The sequence below is a fragment of the Microvirga ossetica genome, assembly GCF_002741015.1.
Lineage (GTDB): Bacteria > Pseudomonadota > Alphaproteobacteria > Rhizobiales > Beijerinckiaceae > Microvirga > Microvirga ossetica.
In genome coordinates this window covers 3,784,802-3,805,112 of sequence record NZ_CP016616.1, presented here as the reverse complement: position 1 = coordinate 3,805,112, position 20,311 = coordinate 3,784,802, and the positions used below count along the sequence as shown (strand labels likewise).

At 62.2% G+C, this 20,311-nt stretch carries 20 protein-coding genes; 13 read left to right on the top strand and 7 right to left on the bottom strand.

Going from position 1 to position 20,311, the window contains the following annotated elements:
- Nucleotides 1–5: 5 nt before the first annotated feature.
- From BB934_RS18135 to BB934_RS18125, 3 genes are read left to right on the top strand one after another with little or no spacing between them, the layout of a single operon-like run.
- Nucleotides 6–1,133: an Mrp/NBP35 family ATP-binding protein gene (locus BB934_RS18135; RefSeq protein WP_099510883.1), complete on the top strand. Its 1,128-nt coding sequence runs from the start codon at nucleotides 6–8 to the stop codon at nucleotides 1,131–1,133.
- A 10-nt stretch (nucleotides 1,134–1,143) separates the two neighbouring features.
- Nucleotides 1,144–1,770: a molybdenum cofactor guanylyltransferase MobA gene (mobA, locus tag BB934_RS18130; protein WP_099510882.1), complete on the top strand. Its 627-nt coding sequence runs from the start codon at nucleotides 1,144–1,146 to the stop codon at nucleotides 1,768–1,770.
- Nucleotides 1,767–1,991, top strand: a complete 225-nt coding sequence (locus BB934_RS18125; protein ID WP_099510881.1) for a sulfurtransferase TusA family protein — start codon at nucleotides 1,767–1,769, stop codon at nucleotides 1,989–1,991. Before mobA ends, BB934_RS18125 begins: the two co-directional genes overlap by 4 nt.
- Before the next feature lie 47 nt (nucleotides 1,992–2,038).
- Here BB934_RS18125 and BB934_RS18120 read toward each other — a convergent pair whose 3' ends face one another.
- Nucleotides 2,039–2,215, bottom strand: coding sequence for a CsbD family protein (locus tag BB934_RS18120; RefSeq protein WP_099510880.1), 177 nt, complete (start codon nucleotides 2,213–2,215; stop codon nucleotides 2,039–2,041).
- A gap of 335 nt (nucleotides 2,216–2,550) precedes the next feature.
- On the opposite strand from BB934_RS18120, the gene BB934_RS18115 reads away from it, so the two are divergent.
- Nucleotides 2,551–3,333, top strand: coding sequence for a sensor histidine kinase (locus BB934_RS18115; protein WP_157934216.1), 783 nt, complete (start codon nucleotides 2,551–2,553; stop codon nucleotides 3,331–3,333).
- Nucleotides 3,334–3,348: 15 nt separating this feature from the next.
- On the opposite strand, the gene BB934_RS18110 is transcribed toward BB934_RS18115, so the two are convergent.
- Nucleotides 3,349–4,602 (bottom strand): glycerate kinase type-2 family protein, encoded by a 1,254-nt coding sequence (locus tag BB934_RS18110; RefSeq protein ID WP_099510878.1) that lies wholly within the window; start codon nucleotides 4,600–4,602, stop codon nucleotides 3,349–3,351.
- A gap of 170 nt (nucleotides 4,603–4,772) precedes the next feature.
- Nucleotides 4,773–6,260: an NAD-dependent succinate-semialdehyde dehydrogenase gene (locus tag BB934_RS18105; protein WP_099509524.1), complete on the bottom strand. Its 1,488-nt coding sequence runs from the start codon at nucleotides 6,258–6,260 to the stop codon at nucleotides 4,773–4,775.
- 310 nt (nucleotides 6,261–6,570) lie between these two features.
- Here BB934_RS18105 and BB934_RS18100 point away from each other — a divergent pair, with 310 nt between their 5' ends.
- The 6 genes from BB934_RS18100 (at nucleotide 6,571) to BB934_RS18075 (ending at nucleotide 12,957) form a co-directional block, all read left to right on the top strand.
- Nucleotides 6,571–7,779, top strand: a complete 1,209-nt coding sequence (locus BB934_RS18100) for an ABC transporter substrate-binding protein (protein ID WP_099510877.1) — start codon at nucleotides 6,571–6,573, stop codon at nucleotides 7,777–7,779.
- Between the two features lie 124 nt (nucleotides 7,780–7,903).
- The gene (locus BB934_RS18095; RefSeq protein WP_099510876.1) at nucleotides 7,904–8,662 is read left to right on the top strand and encodes an ABC transporter ATP-binding protein; all 759 of its coding nucleotides are present in this window, start codon (nucleotides 7,904–7,906) and stop codon (nucleotides 8,660–8,662) included.
- Nucleotides 8,655–9,362, top strand: coding sequence for an ABC transporter ATP-binding protein (locus BB934_RS18090; protein ID WP_099510875.1), 708 nt, complete (start codon nucleotides 8,655–8,657; stop codon nucleotides 9,360–9,362). Before BB934_RS18095 ends, BB934_RS18090 begins: the two co-directional genes overlap by 8 nt.
- Before the next feature lie 6 nt (nucleotides 9,363–9,368).
- The gene (locus BB934_RS18085; protein ID WP_099510874.1) at nucleotides 9,369–10,256 is read left to right on the top strand and encodes a branched-chain amino acid ABC transporter permease; all 888 of its coding nucleotides are present in this window, start codon (nucleotides 9,369–9,371) and stop codon (nucleotides 10,254–10,256) included.
- Between the two features lie 58 nt (nucleotides 10,257–10,314).
- Nucleotides 10,315–11,235: a branched-chain amino acid ABC transporter permease gene (locus tag BB934_RS18080; protein WP_418294760.1), complete on the top strand. Its 921-nt coding sequence runs from the start codon at nucleotides 10,315–10,317 to the stop codon at nucleotides 11,233–11,235.
- A gap of 81 nt (nucleotides 11,236–11,316) precedes the next feature.
- On the top strand, nucleotides 11,317–12,957 hold the full coding sequence (locus BB934_RS18075; RefSeq protein ID WP_099510872.1) for a GMC family oxidoreductase: 1,641 nt from the start codon (nucleotides 11,317–11,319) through the stop codon (nucleotides 12,955–12,957).
- Nucleotides 12,958–13,038: 81 nt separating this feature from the next.
- Here BB934_RS18075 and BB934_RS18070 read toward each other — a convergent pair whose 3' ends face one another.
- The gene (locus tag BB934_RS18070) at nucleotides 13,039–13,782 is read right to left on the bottom strand and encodes a LuxR C-terminal-related transcriptional regulator (protein ID WP_162299174.1); all 744 of its coding nucleotides are present in this window, start codon (nucleotides 13,780–13,782) and stop codon (nucleotides 13,039–13,041) included.
- Between the two features lie 390 nt (nucleotides 13,783–14,172).
- A complete protein-coding gene (locus BB934_RS18065) occupies nucleotides 14,173–14,910 on the bottom strand; it encodes a LuxR C-terminal-related transcriptional regulator (protein WP_099510870.1) in 738 nt (245 codons plus the stop codon).
- Nucleotides 14,911–15,277: 367 nt separating this feature from the next.
- On the opposite strand from BB934_RS18065, the gene BB934_RS18060 reads away from it, so the two are divergent.
- Together BB934_RS18060 and BB934_RS18055 are read left to right on the top strand one after the other, a co-directional pair.
- Nucleotides 15,278–15,757, top strand: coding sequence for a lytic transglycosylase domain-containing protein (locus tag BB934_RS18060; protein ID WP_099512995.1), 480 nt, complete (start codon nucleotides 15,278–15,280; stop codon nucleotides 15,755–15,757).
- A gap of 113 nt (nucleotides 15,758–15,870) precedes the next feature.
- Nucleotides 15,871–16,512 (top strand): 3'-5' exonuclease, encoded by a 642-nt coding sequence (locus BB934_RS18055; RefSeq protein WP_418294705.1) that lies wholly within the window; start codon nucleotides 15,871–15,873, stop codon nucleotides 16,510–16,512.
- Here the strand turns inward: BB934_RS18055 and BB934_RS18050 are convergent.
- Nucleotides 16,506–17,129, bottom strand: coding sequence for a flagellar biosynthesis protein FlhF (locus BB934_RS18050; RefSeq protein WP_099510869.1), 624 nt, complete (start codon nucleotides 17,127–17,129; stop codon nucleotides 16,506–16,508). The two genes, BB934_RS18055 and BB934_RS18050, sit on opposite strands and share 7 nt — an antisense overlap.
- Nucleotides 17,130–17,553: 424 nt before the next feature.
- On the opposite strand from BB934_RS18050, the gene BB934_RS18045 reads away from it, so the two are divergent.
- Nucleotides 17,554–19,068: a sensor domain-containing diguanylate cyclase gene (locus BB934_RS18045; RefSeq protein WP_099510868.1), complete on the top strand. Its 1,515-nt coding sequence runs from the start codon at nucleotides 17,554–17,556 to the stop codon at nucleotides 19,066–19,068.
- Between the two features lie 64 nt (nucleotides 19,069–19,132).
- Here the strand turns inward: BB934_RS18045 and BB934_RS18040 are convergent, their stop codons facing one another.
- The gene (locus tag BB934_RS18040) at nucleotides 19,133–20,275 is read right to left on the bottom strand and encodes a GGDEF domain-containing protein (RefSeq protein ID WP_099510867.1); all 1,143 of its coding nucleotides are present in this window, start codon (nucleotides 20,273–20,275) and stop codon (nucleotides 19,133–19,135) included.
- Between the last annotated feature and the right edge of the window lie 36 nt (nucleotides 20,276–20,311).

Sequence of the window (20,311 nt, the reverse complement as noted above, 5' to 3'; positions counted from 1 at the left end):
TCGACGTGGCGATCACCCGTGAACATGTGCTGCAGGCTCTGTCGACCGTTCCGGTCGATGCGAAGGGGACCGGCCTCGTCGCCTCCGGCCGCCTCTCCGACGTGGTGGTGGACGATGCCGGCCGGGTCATGTTCTCGATCACCATCGATCCCTCCGAGGCCGCCGACATGGAACGCGTGCGGCAGGCTGCCGTCACCGCCGTGCAGGGCCTGCCTTCGGTCACGGGCGTCTTTGCGAGCCTGACCGCCGACCGGCCCACAGGATCCGCGGGAGCGCCTCCCTCGCCTGCGGCAGCGCAGCGGCCCCGGGCAGCGGCTCAGCCGAAGAACCAGCGCATCCCCGGCGTGGCACATGTGATCGCCGTCGCCTCCGGCAAAGGCGGCGTCGGCAAGTCGACCACCGCCGCGAACCTGGCGCTCGGCCTCAAGGCGCTCGGGCTGAAGGTCGGCCTTCTCGATGCCGACATCTACGGTCCGTCGATGCCGAAGCTTCTCGGCATCCATGGCAAGCCGCGCCTGCTTGAGAACCGCATCCTGGAGCCCATGGAGGCCTACGGCCTCAAGGTCATGTCCATCGGCTTCCTGGTCGAGGAAGAGGCCGCCATGATCTGGCGCGGTCCCATGGTGATGTCGGCGATCACCCAGATGCTGCGCGAGGTCGCCTGGGGCGATCTCGACGTGCTGGTGGTCGACATGCCGCCGGGCACCGGCGACGCCCAGCTCACCATGGCTCAGGCCACGCCGCTCGCCGGCGCGGTCATCGTCTCGACGCCTCAGGATCTCGCGCTGATCGATGCCCGGCGCGGGGTTTCCATGTTCAAGCGGGTGGAGATCCCGATCCTCGGCATCGTCGAGAACATGGCCACCTTCGTCTGCCCCCATTGCGGCCAAGAATCCCATATCTTCGGGCACGGCGGCGCCCGGGAAGAAGCCAAGCGCCTGGACGTGCCCTTCCTCGGCGAGGTGCCCCTCAACATGACGATCCGCGAATTGTCCGATGCGGGACGCCCCGTTGTGGTCGCCGATCCCGAGGGGCCGCATGCGACAATCTACAAGGACATGGCGCAGCAGGTCTGGGCATCCCTGTCGGGAGGCGCTGCCGCCAAGCCCGCCCCGCGCATCGTGATCGAATGAGCGGGCTTTCATGACGCCACCGCCCACCCTCGGGGTCATCCTGGCCGGCGGCCTGTCGCGGCGCATGGGTGGTCAGGAGAAATCGCTGCTCGTCCTTGGAGGGCAGACGCTGCTCGACCATGTGAGGGAGCGCGTTGCCCCGCAATGCGAGAGCCTGATTCTCAATGCGAATGGAAGCTCCTCCCGCTTCGATGCCATAGGGCTTCCCGTCGTGCCCGACGTCATTCCCGGTCACCAGGGACCTCTGGCGGGAATCCTGACGGCGCTCGAATGGACAGCCGCCCATCGCCCCCGGATCGAGTGGGTGGTCAGCGTTCCAGGAGATACGCCGTTCATTCCGAAGGACCTGGTTCGACGCCTGCACGAAGCCTGCCGGGAGGGACAGCGACCCCTCGCCTGCGCCTCGTCGGGTGAGCAGACGCACTTCGCCGTCGGCCTCTGGCCCGTGTCCCTGCGCGACGATCTTCGCCGGGCCATCGTGGAGAAAGACATGCGCAGTGTGAGGGTATGGGTCAGTGTCCACGGTTGCGCCGAAGCGTCATGGCCCATCGAGACCGTCGATCCGTTTTTCAATATCAATACGCCTGAAGATCTGGCTCGGGCGAATATGTGGGTTTCCCGGGAATATCCTCGATGATCGAACTCGATCTCTCCGGCCTGAAATGTCCTCTGCCCGCCCTTCGCACGCGCAAGGCCCTGCTCGCCGCGGCGCCGGGAGACAGGCTGCATGTGATCTGCACCGATCCTCTCGCGGGCATCGATGTGCCCAATCTGATCCGGGAAACGGGAGATGTTCTGGAGGAGCAGAGGCAGGAAGCTGCCAGGATCAGCTTCGTGATCCGCAAAGTCGGTCAATAAAAAAGGCCCGGCTTAAGCCGGGCCTTCTCATGCTATTCCTATGAAATTCAGGTGCTTTTGCGCAGCGAGTCCTTCATGCCGCCGATGGCGTTCTGGACCTTGCCCTCCGCCTTGTCCATCTTGCCTTCGGTCTCTAGCTTCGTGTCACCCAGGGCCTTGCCCAGGCCCTCCTTCACGCGGCCCTTTATGGTCTTCATGCTGCCTTCGGCGCGATCGTTATCCATGACATTTCTCCTGAACTGGATATGCGGGAAAGAAACGCGCGTCGCTCGCGGATGGTTTCGCATAAAATTTTCGCGATCGGCATTCGAATCCGGCAAGCAGTAAGCTCGGATATTGGCTTCGATCTACGGAGAACGTCTCGCGCCGCTAAGGCAAATTCTTCCAAAGCGCTCTCAGGAAAATTCCAGGCCCCATTTATAGGCATGATATCCTTTCGGATATATCGCGGGATCAATTGCTCATCGAAGCAGAAGGAGGGATGGACAACCCACCTGGGCGCACTAATTCGGGGTCGGTTCGATCAAATACGTTATATAGTTATTAAGATAGCGAGTCCGTGTCCCCCGCAGCCCGTCCGCCTCGATCCGCCTCTAAAACCCCTCGCCGCCGGGTGACGCGCCGCGGCGCTCTGGGGACGCCGGCTCATCCCTTGGACCGGATGGCGTTGCTCGCCCATCAGCTCAGAACGCCTCTGTCGACGATCAATGCCTTGGCACAGGGCCTCATTCGCAGGGCCGACCGTCTCAGCACCGCCGACGTGCGCGCAAAGGCCGAAAAGATCTGGCGCGCAAGCCTGCGTCTGGATGAACTGGTCGAGACGATCCTCTCCTACACCCGCGCTACATCGGGTGGAATCGTGCTCAATCCAGGCGAGTTCAGTCCGGAGGACCTCATCCGCCGCGTCTGTCGCGAGCAGATCGGCCAGGAGCCTGATCGCCCTTTCCAACTCCAGATGCGAGGCCTTCCGGATATCGTCGTCGGCGATCCGGTTCTACTGGAACAGGCGATCACTATCGTCCTGTCGAATGCCATGAAGTATTCGCAGCCGGATCAGGCCATCGAGGTCACCGCCCGCAAGCGGGCGGGCATGATCCGGATCGTCGTCCAGGATCACGGCATCGGCATTCCGGAGCGCGACCTGACTTTCATCATGCAGCCGTTCTTTCGCGGTCAGAATGCGAAGAAGCTGCCGGGCACCGGCTTAGGTCTCAGCCTCGCCTGGTACATTCTCAAGCTGCATGGCGGCAACCTGGAGGTCGAGAGTTTCGAAGGGCATGGCACCAAAGTCACGATGATCGTGCCCGAGACGAACACGACCGGGCTCAGCTACTCCATCTGAGCCCGCATCCCGCCTTCACGAACGAATGAGAATGCAGCGGAAATCGTTGACGTTGGTGAGCGTCGGGCCGGTCACGATGAGCCTGTCGAGCTGCGCGAAGGCCGTATAGGCATCGTTCGTCTCGAGATGAGCTGCAAGATCGACGCCCTTCGACCTCGCCTCGTCGAACAGGCTGCCATCGAACCACGCGCCGGCGTTATCCTCCGATCCGTCGATGCCGTCCGTATCGCAGGCGATGGCCGCAATTCCGGTCTCGTCCTTCAGCGCGAGAGCAAGCGCCAACAGGAATTCCGCATTGCGCCCTCCCCGCCCCTGGCCGCGAACCGTCACCGTCGTCTCGCCGCCCGAGAGCAGTACGCAGGGTGATTTTGCGGGCTCGCCATGCATCAGCGCCGAGCGCGCGATGCCGGCCATGACGCGTCCGACCTCCCGTGCCTCTCCTTCGAGCGCATCGCCGAGAACGAGTGGCGTCAGGCCAAACTCGCGGGCCTTTGCAGCGGCAGCGTCGAGCGCCATTTTCGGCGTCGCCAGCATGTGCACAGTGCCGCCGACAACGGGCTCCGTCACCGCATTGGAACGGATGACCTGCAGGATCGGAGCCGGCACGTCGATGCCGTATTTGCGCAGGATGGAAAGTGCGACATCCGGGTCGACGCGCTCCGGTATGGTGGGGCCGGAACCGATGCTGGACGGATCGTCGCCCGGAACGTCCGAGATCAGATAGGTGACGAGCTGCGCCCTCCCCGCGGCCGCCGCAAGCCGGCCGCCTTTGATGGCCGAGAGCGACTTGCGCACGAGGTTCATCTCGCCGATCGGCGCGCCGGATTTCAGCAGCGCCCGATTCAGGTCCTGCTTGTCCGCGAGCGTTACCCCATCCGCCGGCAGCGACAGGAGCGCCGAGGCGCCGCCCGACATCAGACACACGACGAGGTCGTCGGGATCGGCGTCGCGCGCCAGGGCCAGGATCCGTTTGGCCGCCTGCAATCCAGCCTCGTCGGGGACCGGATGCGCGGCCTCGACGATCTCGACGGATTGCGTCGGCACGGCATGTCCGTAACGCGTGACGACGAGCCCTTCGCACGTGCCCCCCGCCCGGCTCCATGCCTCCTCGAAGGCGGCGGCCATGCGGGCGGAAGCCTTGCCGGCGCCGAGGACGATGGTTCGGCCCTTGGGCTTTTCCGGCAGGCGGCCCTCGAACTGTCCGTCCGGAAGCGCGGCTTTCAGGGCCGTGTCGAAAAGTGCGTAGAGGATATCGGCATCGTTTGGCATGGCGTCACTTTACGTCAGAAATCCCATGCGTGAAGTCCGCAACGGCCGATTTGCGCACGGGGGACGGCCCGAATGCGATTGAGGGCGTTGCGGAGGCCCTCAAGCGCCCATGCTGGCAAGAAAAAGCCCGGCGGTGCCGGGCTTTTTCATGTCTCGCATTCTTATGCCACTCACATGGCGAGATTGATGTATTTGATTTCGAGGAAGCCCTCGATGCCGTATTTCGAGCCCTCGCGGCCCAACCCTGACTGCTTCACGCCGCCGAACGGCGCCATCTCGTTGGCGAGCGCCGGCGTGTTCACCCCGACCATACCGCTCTCGAGCGCCTCCGCCACGCGCCAGACCCGGGCCATGTCGCGGGCATAAAAGTACGCCGCCAGCCCGAACTCCGAGTCGTTCGCCATCGCGATCACCGCGGCCTCGTCCGTAAACGCCACGATCGGCGCCAGCGGCGCAAACGTCTCCTCCTTCGTCACCTTCATGGCCTGCGTGATCCCGGTCATCACGGTGGGCTCGAAGAACGTGCCGCCGAGGCTCGAGCGCCGGCCGCCCACCAGCACCTGCCCGCCCTTTTCCAGCGCATCGGCCACATGCTCCTCCATCTTGGCCACGGCGCGGTCGTCGATCAGCGGGCCCATGCTCACGCCTTCCTCGGTGCCCCGGCCGAGCTTGAGCGCCTTGGCCTTGGCGGCAAGCTTTTCGGCAAAGGCTTCGGCCACGCTCTCCTGGACGTAGATCCGGTTGGCGCAGACGCAGGTCTGGCCGGCATTGCGGAACTTCGAGGCCATCGCGCCGTCGACCGCCGCATCGAGATCGGCATCGTCGAACACGATGAACGGCGCGTTGCCGCCAAGCTCGAGCGACAGCCGCTTGATCCCGTCCGCCGCCTCCTTCATCAGCCAGCGCCCGACCCCGGTCGAGCCGGTGAAGGTGATCTTGGCGACCTTCGGGTTGTGGCAGAACTCCGCCCCGATCGCCTTGGCATCGTCGGTGGTGATCACCGAGAAGGCGCCCTTCGGCACACCGGCGCGCTCGGCCAGCACGGCCAGCGCCAGGGCCGAGAGCGGGGTTTGCGCCGCCGGTTTCAGCACCATGGTGCAGCCGGCGGCGAGCGCCGGGCCGACCTTGCGGGTGATCATGCCGTTGGGAAAGTTCCAGGGCGTGATCGCGGCGCAGACCCCGACCGGCTGCTTGAGCACGAGGATGCGCTGGTTCGGGGCAGCGCCCGGGATGACGTCGCCGTCGATGCGCTTGGCCTCCTCCGCAAACCACTCGATATAGGCCGCGTTCGAGAGCACCTCAGCCTTGGCCTCGGACAGCGGCTTGCCCTGCTCGGTGGTGAGGATCAGGGCGAGATCGTCGGCGTTGGCGACGATCAGGTCGTACCAGGCCTTCAGGATGCGGCTGCGCTCCTTGGCCGGGCGCTTGGCCCAGTCCTTCTGCACCTCGGCCGCCGCATCGACGGCGCGGCGGGCGGCCGAAGCATCGAGCGCCGGCACGTCGACGATCGGCGCACCGTCGAACGGATCGGTGACGGCAAAGCTCCGGCCGTCCGCCGCCGCGATCCACTCGCCCGCCACATAGGCCCGGTCCACCAGCAAAGACCGATCCTTCAACTCAACAACACGACGCTCAACAGACTTCAGCTGCGCTGTCATAACAGGGCTCCTACCATCATCGACGGGTCAAGAATGTTGAGGAGGATATAAGCACTGCCGTCCCTCCTGTGAACCGCAGGAGATGCGGAGCAGGGTTACCGGAAGTGCGGCCGAGCTTGCCGATTCGCAGCGCCCGCCAATGCCCTAAAATAAGGCATAATCTCAAAGATATCTGCGACTTAAGGATGACGCTCTCTCGCATTGCCATGCCCGCCGGTGTCTATACCTTTCTGACCATCGCCAAGCATGCCCTCATGCTGGGCTCGAACACGGCCGGAGGAACGGTCATCATGCGAAGGGAAGGAAGTCGATGCGAGTTCTCAATAAGATTCTGTTCGCTCTCAGCTGCACCGTGTTGGCGCAGTCGGCCTATGCGCAGCAGGCCTCCGACGGCGTGGTCAAGATCGGCATCCTGAACGATCAGTCCGGCGTCTATGCAGATTTCGGCGGCAAGTCCTCCGTCGAGGCCGCGCGCATGGCCGTGCAGGATTTCGGCGGCAAGGTTCTCGGCGTGCCCGTCGAGATCGTCAGCGCCGACCATCAGAACAAGCCCGACGTGGCCGCCAGCGTCGCGCGGCAATGGTACGATACGGAAAAGGTCGATTCCATCATGGAGCTGACCACGTCCTCGGTGGCGCTTGCCGTGCAGGGCCTGTCGAAGGACAAGAAGAAGATCACGATGACGACCGGCGCCGCGACGACGGATCTGACCGGCAAGCAGTGCTCTCCTTACGGCTTCCACTGGGCCTACGACACCCATGCTCTCGCGGTCGGCACCGGCGGCGCGCTGGTGGAGAACGGCGGCAACAAGTGGTTCTTCCTCACCGCCGATTATGCCTTCGGCTACTCTCTTGAGGAGCAGACCTCGAAATTCGTGAAGTCGAAGGGCGGACAGGTGCTCGGCGCCGTACGCCATCCGCTCGCCGCCACGGATTACTCGTCCTTCCTGCTGCAGGCGCAGAGCTCCGGCGCGAACGTGATCGGCATGGCCAATGCCGGCCTCGATACCGCGAACGCGATCAAGCAGGCCGCGGAGTTCGGCCTGACCCAGGGCGGCACCCGCCTTGCGGCGCTTCTCTTCACGCTCGCCGAGGTGAAGGGCCTTGGCCTCAAGGCCGCCCAGGGCCTGACCCTGACCGAGGGCTGGTACTGGGATCAGAGCGACGAGAACCGCGCCTTCGCGAAGAAGTTCCAGGAGAAGACCGGCCGCATGCCGAACATGATCCATGTGGGCACCTACTCCGCCGTGACGCAGTATCTCAAGGCGATCCAGAAGGCTGGCACGGACGCGACCGAGCCGGTGGCAAAGGCCTTGCACGAGATGCCCGTCGAGGATGTCTTCGCCAAGAAGGGCAAGGTCCTGTCCAACGGCCGCATGGTCTACGACATGTATCTCTTCCAGGTGAAGAAGCCGGACGAGAGCAAGAGCGAGTGGGACATGTACAAGCAGCTCGCCAAGGTCCCTGGCGACCAGGCCTATCTCTCGGTTGCCGACAGCGGCTGCCAGGCCACGCAGTAAACTCAAAAGCCGAGGCGAGATGGCGTGAGCCGCCCCGCCCTTCATCCTCTGACAACGGCTGGTATCGAGCATCGCGCCCGGACCAGCCGTTGCCTCCTCACCAAGAGAGTGTCGGCCGGTCCCTATGGTCACTACGCAACCTATCCTGAGCGCCACCGGGCTCACCATGGAGTTCCGCGGCTTCCTCGCCGTGAAGGACGTGACGCTCTCAGTCAACGAGGGCACGGTCCATGCCCTGATCGGGCCGAACGGCGCCGGCAAGACAACGGTTTTCAATCTGCTGACGAAATTCCTGACGCCGACCCGCGGGCAGATCACATTCAAGGGCTCCGACATCACGGGCCTGAAGCCGGCCGAGGTCGCGCGTCTCGGTCTCGTGCGGTCCTTCCAGATTTCAGCGGTCTTTCCGCACCTGTCGGTCCTCGACAACGTGCGCGTGGCGCTGCAGCGCCCCTCCGGCCTGGCGACGCAGTTCTGGCGCTCGTCCAGTGCCCTCTCCGCCCTCGACGAGCGGGCCATGGAATTGATCGATGCGGTCAACCTCTCGTCCTACAGAGATCTGACCGCCTCCGAATTGTCTTACGGCCGCAAGCGCGCGCTCGAGATCGCGACGACGCTCGCGCTCGATCCGGCCATGCTTCTCCTCGACGAACCCATGGCGGGCATGGGCCACGAGGATATCGGCCGCATCTCCGATCTGATCCGGCGCATCGCCCGCAACCGCACGGTGCTGATGGTCGAGCACAACCTGAACGTCGTCGCCGATCTTTGCGACCGCGTGACCGTTCTGGCCCGCGGCGAGATCCTCTCCGACGGCACCTACGACAAGGTCAGCCAGGATCCGCGGGTCCGTGAAGCCTATATGGGAACCGAGCATGAGTAGCGCTCCCCTTCTTGAAGTCCGCGGGCTCAATGCCTGGTACGGCGAAAGCCATGTCCTGCATGGCGTCGACCTCGATATCCGCGAGGGCGAAACCGTCACGCTGCTCGGCCGCAACGGTGCGGGCAAGACCACCACCTTGCGTGCGATTATGGGAATCCTGCGCCGCCGCGAGGGCGTGATCCGCCTGCGCGGCAGGGATATCTTGGGACTGCCGCTCCACAAGGTCGCACAGTCCGGCTTGGGCTATGTGCCGGAGGAGCGCGGCATCTTCGCGAGCCTGAACGTCTCCGAGAACCTGATGCTGCCGCCCACCGTCTCGGAAGGCGGCATGAGCGTCGAGGAGATCTACACGCTCTTTCCCAATCTCCATGAACGCCGTTCGAGCCAGGGCACGAAGCTGTCGGGCGGCGAACAGCAGATGCTCGCCATCGCCCGCGTGCTGCGCACGGGCGCACGGTTCATCCTGCTCGACGAGCCGACCGAGGGTCTCGCCCCAGTGATCGTGCAGCGCATCGGCGATGTGCTGGTGGCATTGAAGAAGCGCGGCATGACGATCCTGCTCGTGGAGCAGAATTTTCGCTTCGCAAAGAAAGTGGCCGACCGCTTCTACCTCATGGAGGACGGGCGTATGGTGAACTCGTTCCCCGGGCATGAGCTCGATGCGCGCATGGACGAACTTCACGAAGTTCTTGGGGTATAGGGCATCATGAATACGATTTTCGGCGTTCCAACCCCTGCCCTCTACGGCCAGATCCTCATCGGCCTGATCAACGGCTCGTTCTATGCCATGCTCAGCCTTGGCCTTGCCGTCATCTTCGGCCTGCTGCGGGTCATCAACTTCGCCCATGGCGCGCAATACATGCTTGGCGCTTTCGCGGCCTACCTGCTCCTGGCCTATGTGGGTGTCGGCTACTGGCTGGCACTCCTGCTGGCGCCCCTCATCGTCGGCCTCATCGCGGTCGTGATCGAGAGGACGATGCTGAGCCGCCTCTACGGCGTCGACCCGCTCTACGGCCTTCTTCTCACCTTCGGCCTCGCCCTGATTCTCGAAGGCGCGTTCCGCTACTGGTTCGGCGCGGCCGGCAAGCCCTATGCTCCTCCGGAGCAGCTGACCGGCGCGCTCAATCTTGGCTTCATGTTCATGCCGATCTACCGGGGCTGGGTGGTCGTCGCGTCGCTGGTGATCTGCATCGGCACCTGGCTTCTCATCGAGAAGACGCGGCTCGGCGCCTACCTGCGCGCCGCCACGGAGAACGCCACCCTCGTCCAGGCCTTCGGTGTGAACGTGCCGCTGCTTCTCACCCTGACCTACGGCCTAGGCGCAGCCCTCGCGGCCCTCGCCGGCGTTCTGGCGGCGCCGATCTATCAGGTGAGCCCGCTCATGGGCTCGAACCTCATCATCATCGTTTTCGCCGTCGTGGTCGTCGGCGGTATGGGCTCGATCCTGGGCGCCATCGTCACGGGCTACATGCTCGGCGTGCTCGAGGGGCTGACAAAGGTTTTCTATCCGGAGGCCTCGAGCATCGTTATCTTCGTGATCATGGCCATCGTTCTGCTCGTGCGGCCAGCGGGTCTCTTCGGGCGGGAGGAGTGATATCATGGCTGTTGGAACCCAATATCTCGCGGAGCAGCCCAAGCTGCGCACCTCCTCCATGGTGCTGGGCGCGATCGCCGTCGCGGCCCTGCTGGCGGCTCCGTTCTTCTTCTATCCGGTCATGCTGATGAGCGTGCTGTGCTTCGCGCTCTTCGCCTGCGCGTTCAATCTCCTCATTGGCTATGTCGGCCTTCTGTCGTTCGGGCACGCCGCCTTCTTCGGCGGCGCCGCCTATGTCACCGCCCATGCGGCCAAGGTGTGGGGCTTGGAGCCTCTGACCGCCATCCTGCTCGGCGCAGCGGGAGCGGCCGTCATGGGCCTGATCATCGGGTTCGTGGCCATCCGCCGCCAAGGCATTTACTTCGCCATGATCACGCTCGCCCTCTCGCAGATGTTCGCCTTCATCTGCCTGCAGGTGCCGTTCACGCACGGTGAGGACGGCATCCAGGGCGTGCCGCGCGGCTATCTTCTCGGATTGGTCGACCTGAACCAGCCCCTGACGATGTATTACGTCACGCTGGCGATCTTCCTGTTCGGCTTCCTCGCCATCTGGCGCATCGTGAATTCGCCGTTCGGGAATATCCTCAAGGCGATCCGAGAGAACGAGAAGCGTGCGGTGTCGCTGGGCTACCGGGTCGATCGCTACAAGCTCGGCGCCTTCGTCATGTCCGCGGCCCTCGCCGGGCTTGCGGGCGGCACGAAGGCCATCGTGTTCCAGTTCGCGACGCTCACCGACGTGCAATGGCAGATGTCGGGCGAGGTGATCCTCATGACGCTGCTGGGCGGCATCGGCACGATGATCGGCCCCATCGTCGGCGCAGGTCTGGTCATCGCCCTGCAGAACTATCTCGCCGCCTCGGACTTCCCGGTCACGGTTCTGATCGGCATCATCTTCGTGATCTGCGTGCTGCTGTTCCGGCGCGGCATCGTGGGAGAAATTCTCGAGCTGGTGAAGCGCAGGACGAAGAGCGCTTCCTAGGATGTGAGCGCCATGATCTTGCCGGCGCCGCCATGCTGGCGCCGGCGCATCGATTGAGATGTCATCGATTGGGCATTGGCCATGTCAAACAGCGATACATTCGACTACGTGATCATCGGAGCGGGTTCGGCGGGCTGCGTTCTCGCCAACCGCCTGTCCAAGGATCCACGCAATTCGGTCTGCCTTCTCGAAGCGGGCGGCAAGGACAATTGGATCTGGTTTCACATTCCGGTCGGATACCTTTTCGCCATCGGCAATCCGCGCGCGGATTGGATGTTCAAGACCGAGGCGGAAGCCGGCCTGAACGGACGCATCCTCAACTACCCCCGCGGCAAGGTGCTGGGCGGCTGTTCCGCCATCAACGCCATGATCTACATGCGCGGCCAGCGGGAGGATTACGACAACTGGCGCCAAATGGGCCTCGAAGGCTGGAGCTGGGATGACGTGAAGCCGATCTTCCGGCAGCATCTCGACCATTATCTCGGTGCGGGCGAGCATCATGGCGCGGGCGGCGAATGGCGCGTCGAGGCGCCGCGGGTTCGATGGCAGATCCTGGACTCGTTCATCGACGCCGCGGTCGAAGCCGGCATTCCGCGCGTGAGCGATTTCAACACCGGCAGCAACGAGGGCATTTCGTATTTTCAGGTGAACCAGAAGAACGGCCGGCGCTGGTCCGCAGCACGCGGCTTCCTCAGGCCCGCTCTCTCGCGCCCCAACCTGAAGGTCGAGACTCAGGCCCACGCCACGCGCATCCTTTTCGAGGGTCGTCGCGCCATCGGGGTCGAGATCCGGCAGAATGGCAATGTACGGCGCATTCTCGCGCGCAGGGAGGTTGTTCTCTCCGCGGGCGCCATCGCCTCGCCCCAGCTTCTGCAATTGTCCGGAATCGGCAACGGCGCATTGCTGCAGGAGCACGGTATCCCGGTCGTCCACCACCTGCCGGGTGTCGGGGAAAACCTGCAGGACCATCTGCAGCTTCGCCCGATCTACAAGGTCAGCGGCGTACGAACGCTCAACGAGGAATACCGCTCGCTCCTGAGGAAAGGGCAGATGGCGTTCGAGTATGCCTTCTTCCGCAAGGGGCCACTTACCATGGCGCCCTCGCAGCTCGGAGCCTTCACCCGATCCTCACCCGACTATGCGACGCCCAACCTGCAGTTCCACGTCCAGCCTCTGTCCCTCGACAAGTTCGGCGAGGACCCGCACCCCTTCCCCGCCTTCACGGCGAGCGTGTGCAATGTAAGGCCAACCAGCCGCGGCAGCGTTAGGCTCCGCAGCGGCGAAGCGGGCGATTCGCCGTCGATCCGCCCGAACTACCTGTCGACGGAGGAGGACCAGAGAGTTGCCGTGGATGCATTGCGCCTGGTCCGGCACATCGTGTCGATGCCTGCGCTTCGGAAGTACCGGCCCGAGGAATACCGGCCGGGCGCTCAATTGACGACGGACGAGGAACTCCTCAACGGTGCGCGCGATGTCGGGACCACCATCTTCCATCCGGTCGGCACGGCCAAGATGGGTGCCGACAACGATCCGGCGGCCGTGACCGACGGACGTTTGCGCGTGCGCGGCATCGAGGGCCTGCGCGTCATCGACGCCTCGATCATGCCGACCATCACGAGCGGCAATACGAACTCGCCGACGCTGATGATCGCCGACAAGGGCGCCAAGATGATCCTGGAAGATCAGTCACTCGACTCTTCGGCGGTCCTGCGTTCAGCTTGAGACTGAAGGCTTTGGTCGGCCCGAATACGCCGATGGGCGCCAAGGGCGCCCATCGCGATATCCATCAGGTTGTTATAGGGATCAGCTGACAGAAGCCGTGCGGACAGCCGACAGATGGCTTGCGGCCCAGATCGCCGCCTGCGTCCGGTTCTTCGCCTGAATCTTGCGCAGGATCGCTTTGACATGGACCTTCACGGTCGCTTCCGTGATGTCGAACTTGCGCGCGATGATCTTGTTCGAATCACCGTCCATGAGGCAGCGCAGGATCACCGTCTCACGAACGGACAATCCCTTTGCAAGCTGGGTCAGCTCCTGAGGCTCGTCGGCAGCCGGGGCTTCCTTCGCCCGGTCGGCGCGAATGTCCTGCTCGCGCAGCATATCGAGAATGGCGCCCGGGAAAATCGCCTCGCCCAGCATCACGAGATCCAGCGACTTCACGAGGACTTCGTGAGAGATGGACTTCTTGAGATACGCATCCGCGCCGCCCTGGAAGGCTGCGATCACCTGCTTGAGATCGTATTGTTCGACCAGCATGACCACTTTCGCTGTCGGATGCTCGTCCTTCAGCTTGCGCGTCTGGGCACAGGTATCGTCGTGATTGCGGCTGGCATCGATGATCAGGATGATGGAGTTGCTATCCAGGCTCGCCGTAGAGCCCAACTCGTCGAAATTTGCCGCAGCCGTGGAGGGTGCATAGACCGTCTCGGACAGGATTCGGCGGAGTCCCTCTCTCAGCAGGGCATTCGGCTCGACGAGAAGCGTCTTGATCGACCGGGCGGCTGCGTGCTCCGTCGACGAGGGCTCTACCGAACGGGCCAGTTCCATATATCTTGAATATGCAACATCCTTCGCCGAAGAGGCGCCCGGATGAGGAAGGCTATCAAGATCGTAGGTGTTCCGCATCGCAGAGGCCTTTCTGGTCTTGATTCGGTCAGAAAAATAATGAAATTTCCCTAAAGATGTTTAGCTTATAATCTCATTACAGACAATCATTACCCATTCAAATCATTTTAACAAAGTGTAATTTAGGCCCGCGAATACGATACGAAATATCGTTTAACTAATATTGGGACGAGATGCCGCCGTTATGTCTATCGGTGCGCGCGACTTTCACGCCGCTAGTAAGCCGCTTTCACTGAGCATGCCGGCGAATTGTCGAAACCCCCGCAACGATGCGAGGGTCCGTCAGTATTGGTAGCGCCGATCGCCGGTTGCTTAAGGCGCCCGCGAGCCGTCCATCTGATCGGGAGACAGATGGTTCACCGCCCACATGGCAGCCTGCGTGCGATTGGCGACGCGGATCTTGCGCAGAATCGCCTTGATGTGAACTTTGACCGTCGCTTCGGCCACATCGAGCTTGCGCGCGATCACCTTGTTCGGCGACCCCTGCATCAGGCAATGCAAGATCTCGGCCTCACGGCTCGACAGCGTCCGAATCGGCGAGTCCTGGCCGTCGACCGCATGAGAGGCACGGACAGCGGGAGCCCGGATGGCGGACGCATCCTTTTGAGCATCGTCCTCCATTCCGAGGGTGGATATGGCCGTCAGGAAGGCTGCCGACGGGAAGACCACCTCTCCCAGCATGACCAGATCGAGGTACTTGATCAGGGCTTCGCACCCGGTCGTCGCGAGGCAGTACCCATCCGCCCCTGCCTGAAAAGCCGATTTCATCCCGTCCAGGTTGAAGACATCGGCGAGAATGACGACGCGCGCCTGCGGATGCTGCAGCTTCAGCGGGCCGATGACGTCGGCCAAGCCGGAAAGGTAAAGATTGGCATCGAGAACGAAGAGGAGCGGATGGTCAGAGGCCGAATCATCGAGCCTGACCTCCCCGCGCCCGAAGCTCTCCGGATGCAGCTTGAAGCGAGTGCTCGAGAGGATATGCCTCAAGCCCTCACGAAGCATGGAGTTCTTGCAGCCTAGGATAGTGGTGACCGGCAGAAGATGGGACATGCGAGAGAGCCTTTTCCGCAAAGATTACCTCGGATTGTACGAATTTACCGTTGGTTAACTATCCCGCATAAAGAGGTAGCAGGTCATGCTTAGGAGGTAGAAATTTCTATGTTCCTGAGAGGAAAAGCATATCTTCGCTGAAAAGCAGGCTGAAAGCTATAATATTTCGCGAGCAATTTCGGGTGCTTCGATAGTTTATTACGCTGTCGCAATTGAAGCACCTCCATTTGGGAATTCGATAGAAAAACGCAGAAACTTGAAGAGCGCCCTAGCCTGCGACCGGAAGTCTGCTCAGCCACTATGGCCAAGCTGACGCCCAATTGCCACGATTGACGTCGAGAAATCTCTTCAAACAGAGGGGATGCTCATGATTGCTCGTGTTGTTCTTGCCTGTGCAACGATCGCCTGCACATTGCCGGCAGCAGCAGATGATCGGGCGGCAATCGATGCCCTCGTCACAGCGCACGCCAGAGCCCATGGCGTTCCCGAAACATTGATTCATCGCGTCATCAGGCGCGAGAGCGGTTACAATCCGCGCGCATCCAATCGAGGCAATTTCGGTCTGATGCAGATCCGCTATGCGACGGCCCGTGGAATGGGATATCAAGGCGCCGTCACAGGATTGCTCGACGCTAACACCAACCTGACTTACGCCGTTCCCTACCTGGCAAATGCCTATAAGGTTGCCGGCGGCAACCAGGATCGCGCGGTCGCTCTCTATGCAGGCGGCTATTATTACGAGGCGAAGCGAAAAGGCCTTTTGCGAGCTTTGCGAACCGGTGCCAGCGATCCTGTTATGACCGGATCGGTCGCCTCTGCTACAGCCTATGCTGCCGGAAGTCGATAACGTCTCTCTTCGCGGGTCTGCATAGGCCTTCGAAGCTGCCCCGATAGAAGAATAACGCACGTCCATGATGAATTTCGCGTGGCTTGAGGCTTGCCGCGGGCGCTTCTCTTGCAATGTCAGGTAAGGTCCGTTCGATCTCGAACGGCGCGACAGCTTTCGCCCCCGCACCGGTTCACATGCCCGACCTTCCGAACATCGCATTCCTCGACTTCGAAGCGTCTTCTCTCGGCAAGCAAGGATATCCGATCGAGGTCGCCTGGGTCCTCATCGATGGCCAGGAAGAAAGCCATCTTATCCGCCCCGATCCAAGCTGGAACGATTGGGACGACGAAGCAGAACGGATTCACGGCATCTCGCGAAATCGTCTCGTCGTTGAGGGAAGGATGGTTGACGATGTGGCGCAACGGATGATGGACGCTCTCTCGGGCCACACACTCTATGCAACCGCTCCGTCCTGGGACGGAAAATGGCTCAGCAAGCTTCTCCGCGCGGCCGGATTGCCACGACATGCGCTTCGCATCGAGGATACGGAACTCGCTCACCAGCGGGCCGTGCAGGAGATTCTGCTTGCCGCGAAGGTCCCGGAGCCTCTGCATGACAGCGCGATGCGTGAAATCCTTGCGCAGGTGCAGAGAATCGATGCCGAACTGGGGGCACCGGAACATCGTGCCCTTGCCGATGCGCGCCGCGAACGGGATCTGTGGCTCGACCTCCGGCAGCGGGCGACGGAGGTCGCAGCGCGTTCGGGTCAGTAACCGTCGGGTATGCCGGACGCGATGTCCTGATCGGGTCGCGTCAGAACGGTGATGCGACGCCCGTCCGGCAGTTGAATCGTTCTCAGCCGCATCACCTGCAGCCCGGCATCGAGGCCGTCCTGAACCGAGCCATAGCGCGTGAAGCGGGCACGACGTTCGAACGCATTGCGCGCCTCGGCCTGCGACATCCGGGTTCTCGCCTCGCGTCGCCGTTCGACCTGTGCGTTGCGCTTCTGGCTTCGAGCCGAGGAACTGGCCTGTTGCGACGCGCGCGTCTTGCGCTCAATCGATGGCTTCGGCTTGACTTGATCGCCCGTCGCCGCGTTCTGCTGCGAAGCGTCCGACGGATGCTGCAATTCGGCATCCGCATTGACCGTGTCGGATTGGAGCGCAGGCTTGGAGGCCTGCTGAGCTGGAGAGGTGACAGTTTCAGCTGGTTTGGCAGGCAAGGCGACAGGAGCCGGTGTCGCGGTTGGTGTCGGCCGCAGAGGCGTCGCGTCGGATTCGGCCGGTGGGTCTACCCAGGGGCGTCCCGACTGCGCATGAGCGACGACGGGGGTTACGAGAAAGCCGGCAAGCGAGACGGTCACGAGCCAGCGTGCGGCGAATCCTGTCATGACCTGCCTCCATCGCATTCCAGGGGAACGCTTCTCCCGCCGTGTTCGGTTCCACGGGGCCGATGGAGTTGATGTGGCTCTCCCCGTGTCGCCTTCAACGGCGGAGGCCATGCGATCAGTCGATTGTGAACGGGAAACGGCAAAGCTGAGAAAGCTTAAGCTTGTTTTGGACGAGCCTTCTCCAAGCGGGATGTTGGGTGTAGTCGGAACCACACTCAGAACAAGTTGGCAGCGCTATCATAAGGCAATAGAAAGTCAGCCCGAGACAGTAACTTCATTTCAGATATTTACTGTACATTATTGAAATGTTACGCCTCGCCTGCACGCCGACTCGGTTATGCGAGAGTCTAATCCAACCCTCTATTGTCTATATCCCTGTCGTTCGATTATAGACATATATTCATTTTAGAGTCGTTCCCGCCGAATGAAACGCCTGCTGTCAGACGTCTATCTGCACCTGATCGCCGGCGTGATTGCCTTGGGCATCTTGGGGATTTCAGCCCATACGCTCTGGATGGACCGCCAGAACCTTTGGCAGGAGGCGGAAAAATCCTCCCGCAACGTGCTGACCACCATCGCGCGCGATCTCGACGGCAAGATCGAGCTGCTCGACACGTCGCTGAAGGGGGCGATGGCGGGATTGCGGCATCCTGATTTTCAGCGCCTCCCACCCGATCTTCAATACCGCATGCTGTTCGACCGTGCGGCCTCGGCTTCCTTCATGGGAACGTTGCTCCTCGTCGACCGGGAAGGCAACCTTATTGCAGATGCCGGACCGATCATCGCGCCGCGGTCCCTCAACGTGGCGGACCGCGAATATTTCATCGTGCATCGGGAGAATTCTCATCTCGGGCTTCATGTGAGCCGCCCTTTCACCAGCAGAACGGCTCGCGGCGAATTGGCCGTCGGAATCAGCCGGAGGGTTTCCGACGAGAATGGCGCCTTCGCAGGTGTCGTCATGGGCTCCATTCCCCTGAACACCATCAATCAGCATTTCAACAACCTGAGCCTTGGGAAGCAGGGAGCGATCAATCTCTTCCGCAGCGATGGCGTTCTGCTGACGCGCTATCCCTTCCTCGAAAGCCAGGTCAACCAGGACCTCGGCAGTTCTCAGCACGTGCAGCGCCTGATGCGGGTCAAATCGGGCACGTTCGACTCCATTTCGCCCATCGACGGCGTCCGGCGCATCATCTCCTTCGAACGCCTGGACAAGTATCCCCTCATTCTGACTGTCGCGTTGTCCGTCGACGAAATCTTCGCGGCATGGCAGCGCAAAGCGCTGGTCCTAAGCCTCGCCACTCTGATCCTGTGCTGTGCAGTCGTCGGGCTGACGATCCTGTTCCAGCGTGAATTGCGACGCCGGACAAGGGCGGAGACCAAGCTCCGGCGGATCGCGAGAACCGACGACCTGACGGGCCTGCCGAACCGCCGCGCATTCCGGGAAACGTTCGAGCGCGAATGGCGTCAAGCGATTCGCTCCGGCGCGCCTCTGTCGCTGCTCTATATCGATGCCGACTTCTTCAAGAACTTCAACGACCGCTACGGTCACGGGAGAGGTGACGAGGTTCTGGGGGCCATCGCCGGCTCGCTCGAAGCCAGCATCCGCCGCCCGCGCGACGTTGCCGCGCGCCATGGCGGTGAAGAGTTCGCCATCGTCCTGCCGGAAACGGACCTGCCGGGTGCTCTGACGATTGCCGAGAACATCCGTCGGACGATCGCGTCGATGGACATCGTCCATGAGGGCAGCCCCTATCTCACGGTCACGGTCAGCATCGGCGTCGCCGCCGCACGGCCGACGCGCGGAAGCGAACGGTCCGTTCTCCTCGAAGCTGCGGATCGCGCGCTCTACCGCGCCAAGGCCTCGGGCCGAAACTCGGTCTGCGGCCCGGGCAGCGAAAGCGCGCCGATGCAGCCGCCTCTCCCGCATGCCGCGGCCTGAGGCATCGCCGCAGATCTCAGCGCCCAAGCAGCGCGAATCGTGGCGCATCCGCCAGGATTTAGACCTAAGGCTTCGGACCTGCGCACACGACACGGTTGCGGCCGCGGGCCTTTGCCTCATAGAGCGCTTGATCGGCTCGTGTCAGCAACTCTGCAATCGGTACGCCAACTGCCGTGGCGCAGCCGACACTCACGGTGGCCTGGGCATGCGCATCTCCAAGCGTGATCGCGCTGTGTTCCAGGTCGTTCTTGATCTGCTCGGCCAATGCCAAAGCTTCTTCCTGGGTTCCTTCAATCAGAGCGGCAAACTCCTCGCCACCTAAGCGCCCAAATACGCCGCCTGGAAGGTGTGTAACCAGAATATGCGCGAAACCTTGCAGCACTTGATCGCCGACCTGATGTCCATAAACGTCATTGATCTGCTTGAAGCGATCGAGATCGAACAGGAGACAGCTCAGTGGTCTTGAGGTGTAACGGGAAACCAAGGCCTCCGCTTTCTGGAAAAAGGATCTTCGGTTAGGCAGCAATGTCAGAGGATCTGTGAGTGCGGATTGCCGCGACTCGTATTCGAGCCGTTCCTTCGCCATGGACAGCAGAAGAATCGCAATGGCCGGGATGTAGAGAAGCACCAGCAGCGCCCATTGCGTGGTCCATCCCCTGCTGAAAAGCTCTGCCCAAAAGCCAGTCTGCATGGACGGACCTAATATTCCACGCGCCAAACAGAAGAGTGAGGCTATGGCATATACAGCGACGACGGCCCGTTGCGACAAAAGCTGTTGGGGGGCATGCCTCGCCAGTTCCCAGGCTGACAGAGCGAGATAGATGGACGCGGTCAACCCAATCAACGCCAGGCGGACATGGGGCTTGTCGACAGTCAAAGGCCATGCCGCCAGCCAAACCAGTGCACCGGCCATCCCCCATGTGATCCTCGACGGTCGCCCGTTGAATGCACGGCAGCCGCAATATTTGCTTCCGATGCCAGCCGCGACGAGAGCATTTCCGACGGCGATAGCCTCGTGGGATTCATCCGGCAGGAGTTTCTGAAAGCCCAGAATGCCGACCCCCAATGCGGCAATGAGGAAGCCTGCGCCCCACCATCCGAGAGCTGTAATCGTGCGGTTCTGAAACCAAGAGAAGAGGAGCAGTCCACCCATCAGAGCGGACAGCAAGATCGACACCGTTCCTAGCGTTGCTGGGTCAAGATGCATCACGTCATCGCCTACAAGGGCAAGATTTTAGCGAGA

Excerpts from the sequence above, each read along its gene's own strand:
- mobA (WP_099510882.1), top strand. The coding sequence starts at position 1,144 with ATGACGCCACCGCCCACCCTCGGGGTCATCCTGGCCGGCGGCCTGTCG.
- BB934_RS18125 (WP_099510881.1), top strand. The coding sequence starts at position 1,767 with ATGATCGAACTCGATCTCTCCGGCCTGAAATGTCCTCTGCCCGCCCTT.
- BB934_RS18120 (WP_099510880.1), bottom strand. The coding sequence starts at position 2,215 with ATGGATAACGATCGCGCCGAAGGCAGCATGAAGACCATAAAGGGCCGC.
- BB934_RS18110 (WP_099510878.1), bottom strand. The coding sequence starts at position 4,602 with ATGCCAAACGATGCCGATATCCTCTACGCACTTTTCGACACGGCCCTG.
- BB934_RS18105 (WP_099509524.1), bottom strand. The coding sequence starts at position 6,260 with ATGACAGCGCAGCTGAAGTCTGTTGAGCGTCGTGTTGTTGAGTTGAAG.
- BB934_RS18100 (WP_099510877.1), top strand. The coding sequence starts at position 6,571 with ATGCGAGTTCTCAATAAGATTCTGTTCGCTCTCAGCTGCACCGTGTTG.
- BB934_RS18095 (WP_099510876.1), top strand. The coding sequence starts at position 7,904 with ATGGTCACTACGCAACCTATCCTGAGCGCCACCGGGCTCACCATGGAG.
- BB934_RS18090 (WP_099510875.1), top strand. The coding sequence starts at position 8,655 with ATGAGTAGCGCTCCCCTTCTTGAAGTCCGCGGGCTCAATGCCTGGTAC.
- BB934_RS18085 (WP_099510874.1), top strand. The coding sequence starts at position 9,369 with ATGAATACGATTTTCGGCGTTCCAACCCCTGCCCTCTACGGCCAGATC.
- BB934_RS18080 (WP_418294760.1), top strand. The coding sequence starts at position 10,315 with ATGGTGCTGGGCGCGATCGCCGTCGCGGCCCTGCTGGCGGCTCCGTTC.
- BB934_RS18075 (WP_099510872.1), top strand. The coding sequence starts at position 11,317 with ATGTCAAACAGCGATACATTCGACTACGTGATCATCGGAGCGGGTTCG.
- BB934_RS18070 (WP_162299174.1), bottom strand. The coding sequence starts at position 13,782 with ATGGAACTGGCCCGTTCGGTAGAGCCCTCGTCGACGGAGCACGCAGCC.
- BB934_RS18065 (WP_099510870.1), bottom strand. The coding sequence starts at position 14,910 with ATGTCCCATCTTCTGCCGGTCACCACTATCCTAGGCTGCAAGAACTCC.
- BB934_RS18060 (WP_099512995.1), top strand. The coding sequence starts at position 15,278 with ATGATTGCTCGTGTTGTTCTTGCCTGTGCAACGATCGCCTGCACATTG.
- BB934_RS18055 (WP_418294705.1), top strand. The coding sequence starts at position 15,871 with ATGTCAGGTAAGGTCCGTTCGATCTCGAACGGCGCGACAGCTTTCGCC.
- BB934_RS18050 (WP_099510869.1), bottom strand. The coding sequence starts at position 17,129 with ATGACAGGATTCGCCGCACGCTGGCTCGTGACCGTCTCGCTTGCCGGC.
- BB934_RS18045 (WP_099510868.1), top strand. The coding sequence starts at position 17,554 with ATGAAACGCCTGCTGTCAGACGTCTATCTGCACCTGATCGCCGGCGTG.
- BB934_RS18040 (WP_099510867.1), bottom strand. The coding sequence starts at position 20,275 with ATGCATCTTGACCCAGCAACGCTAGGAACGGTGTCGATCTTGCTGTCC.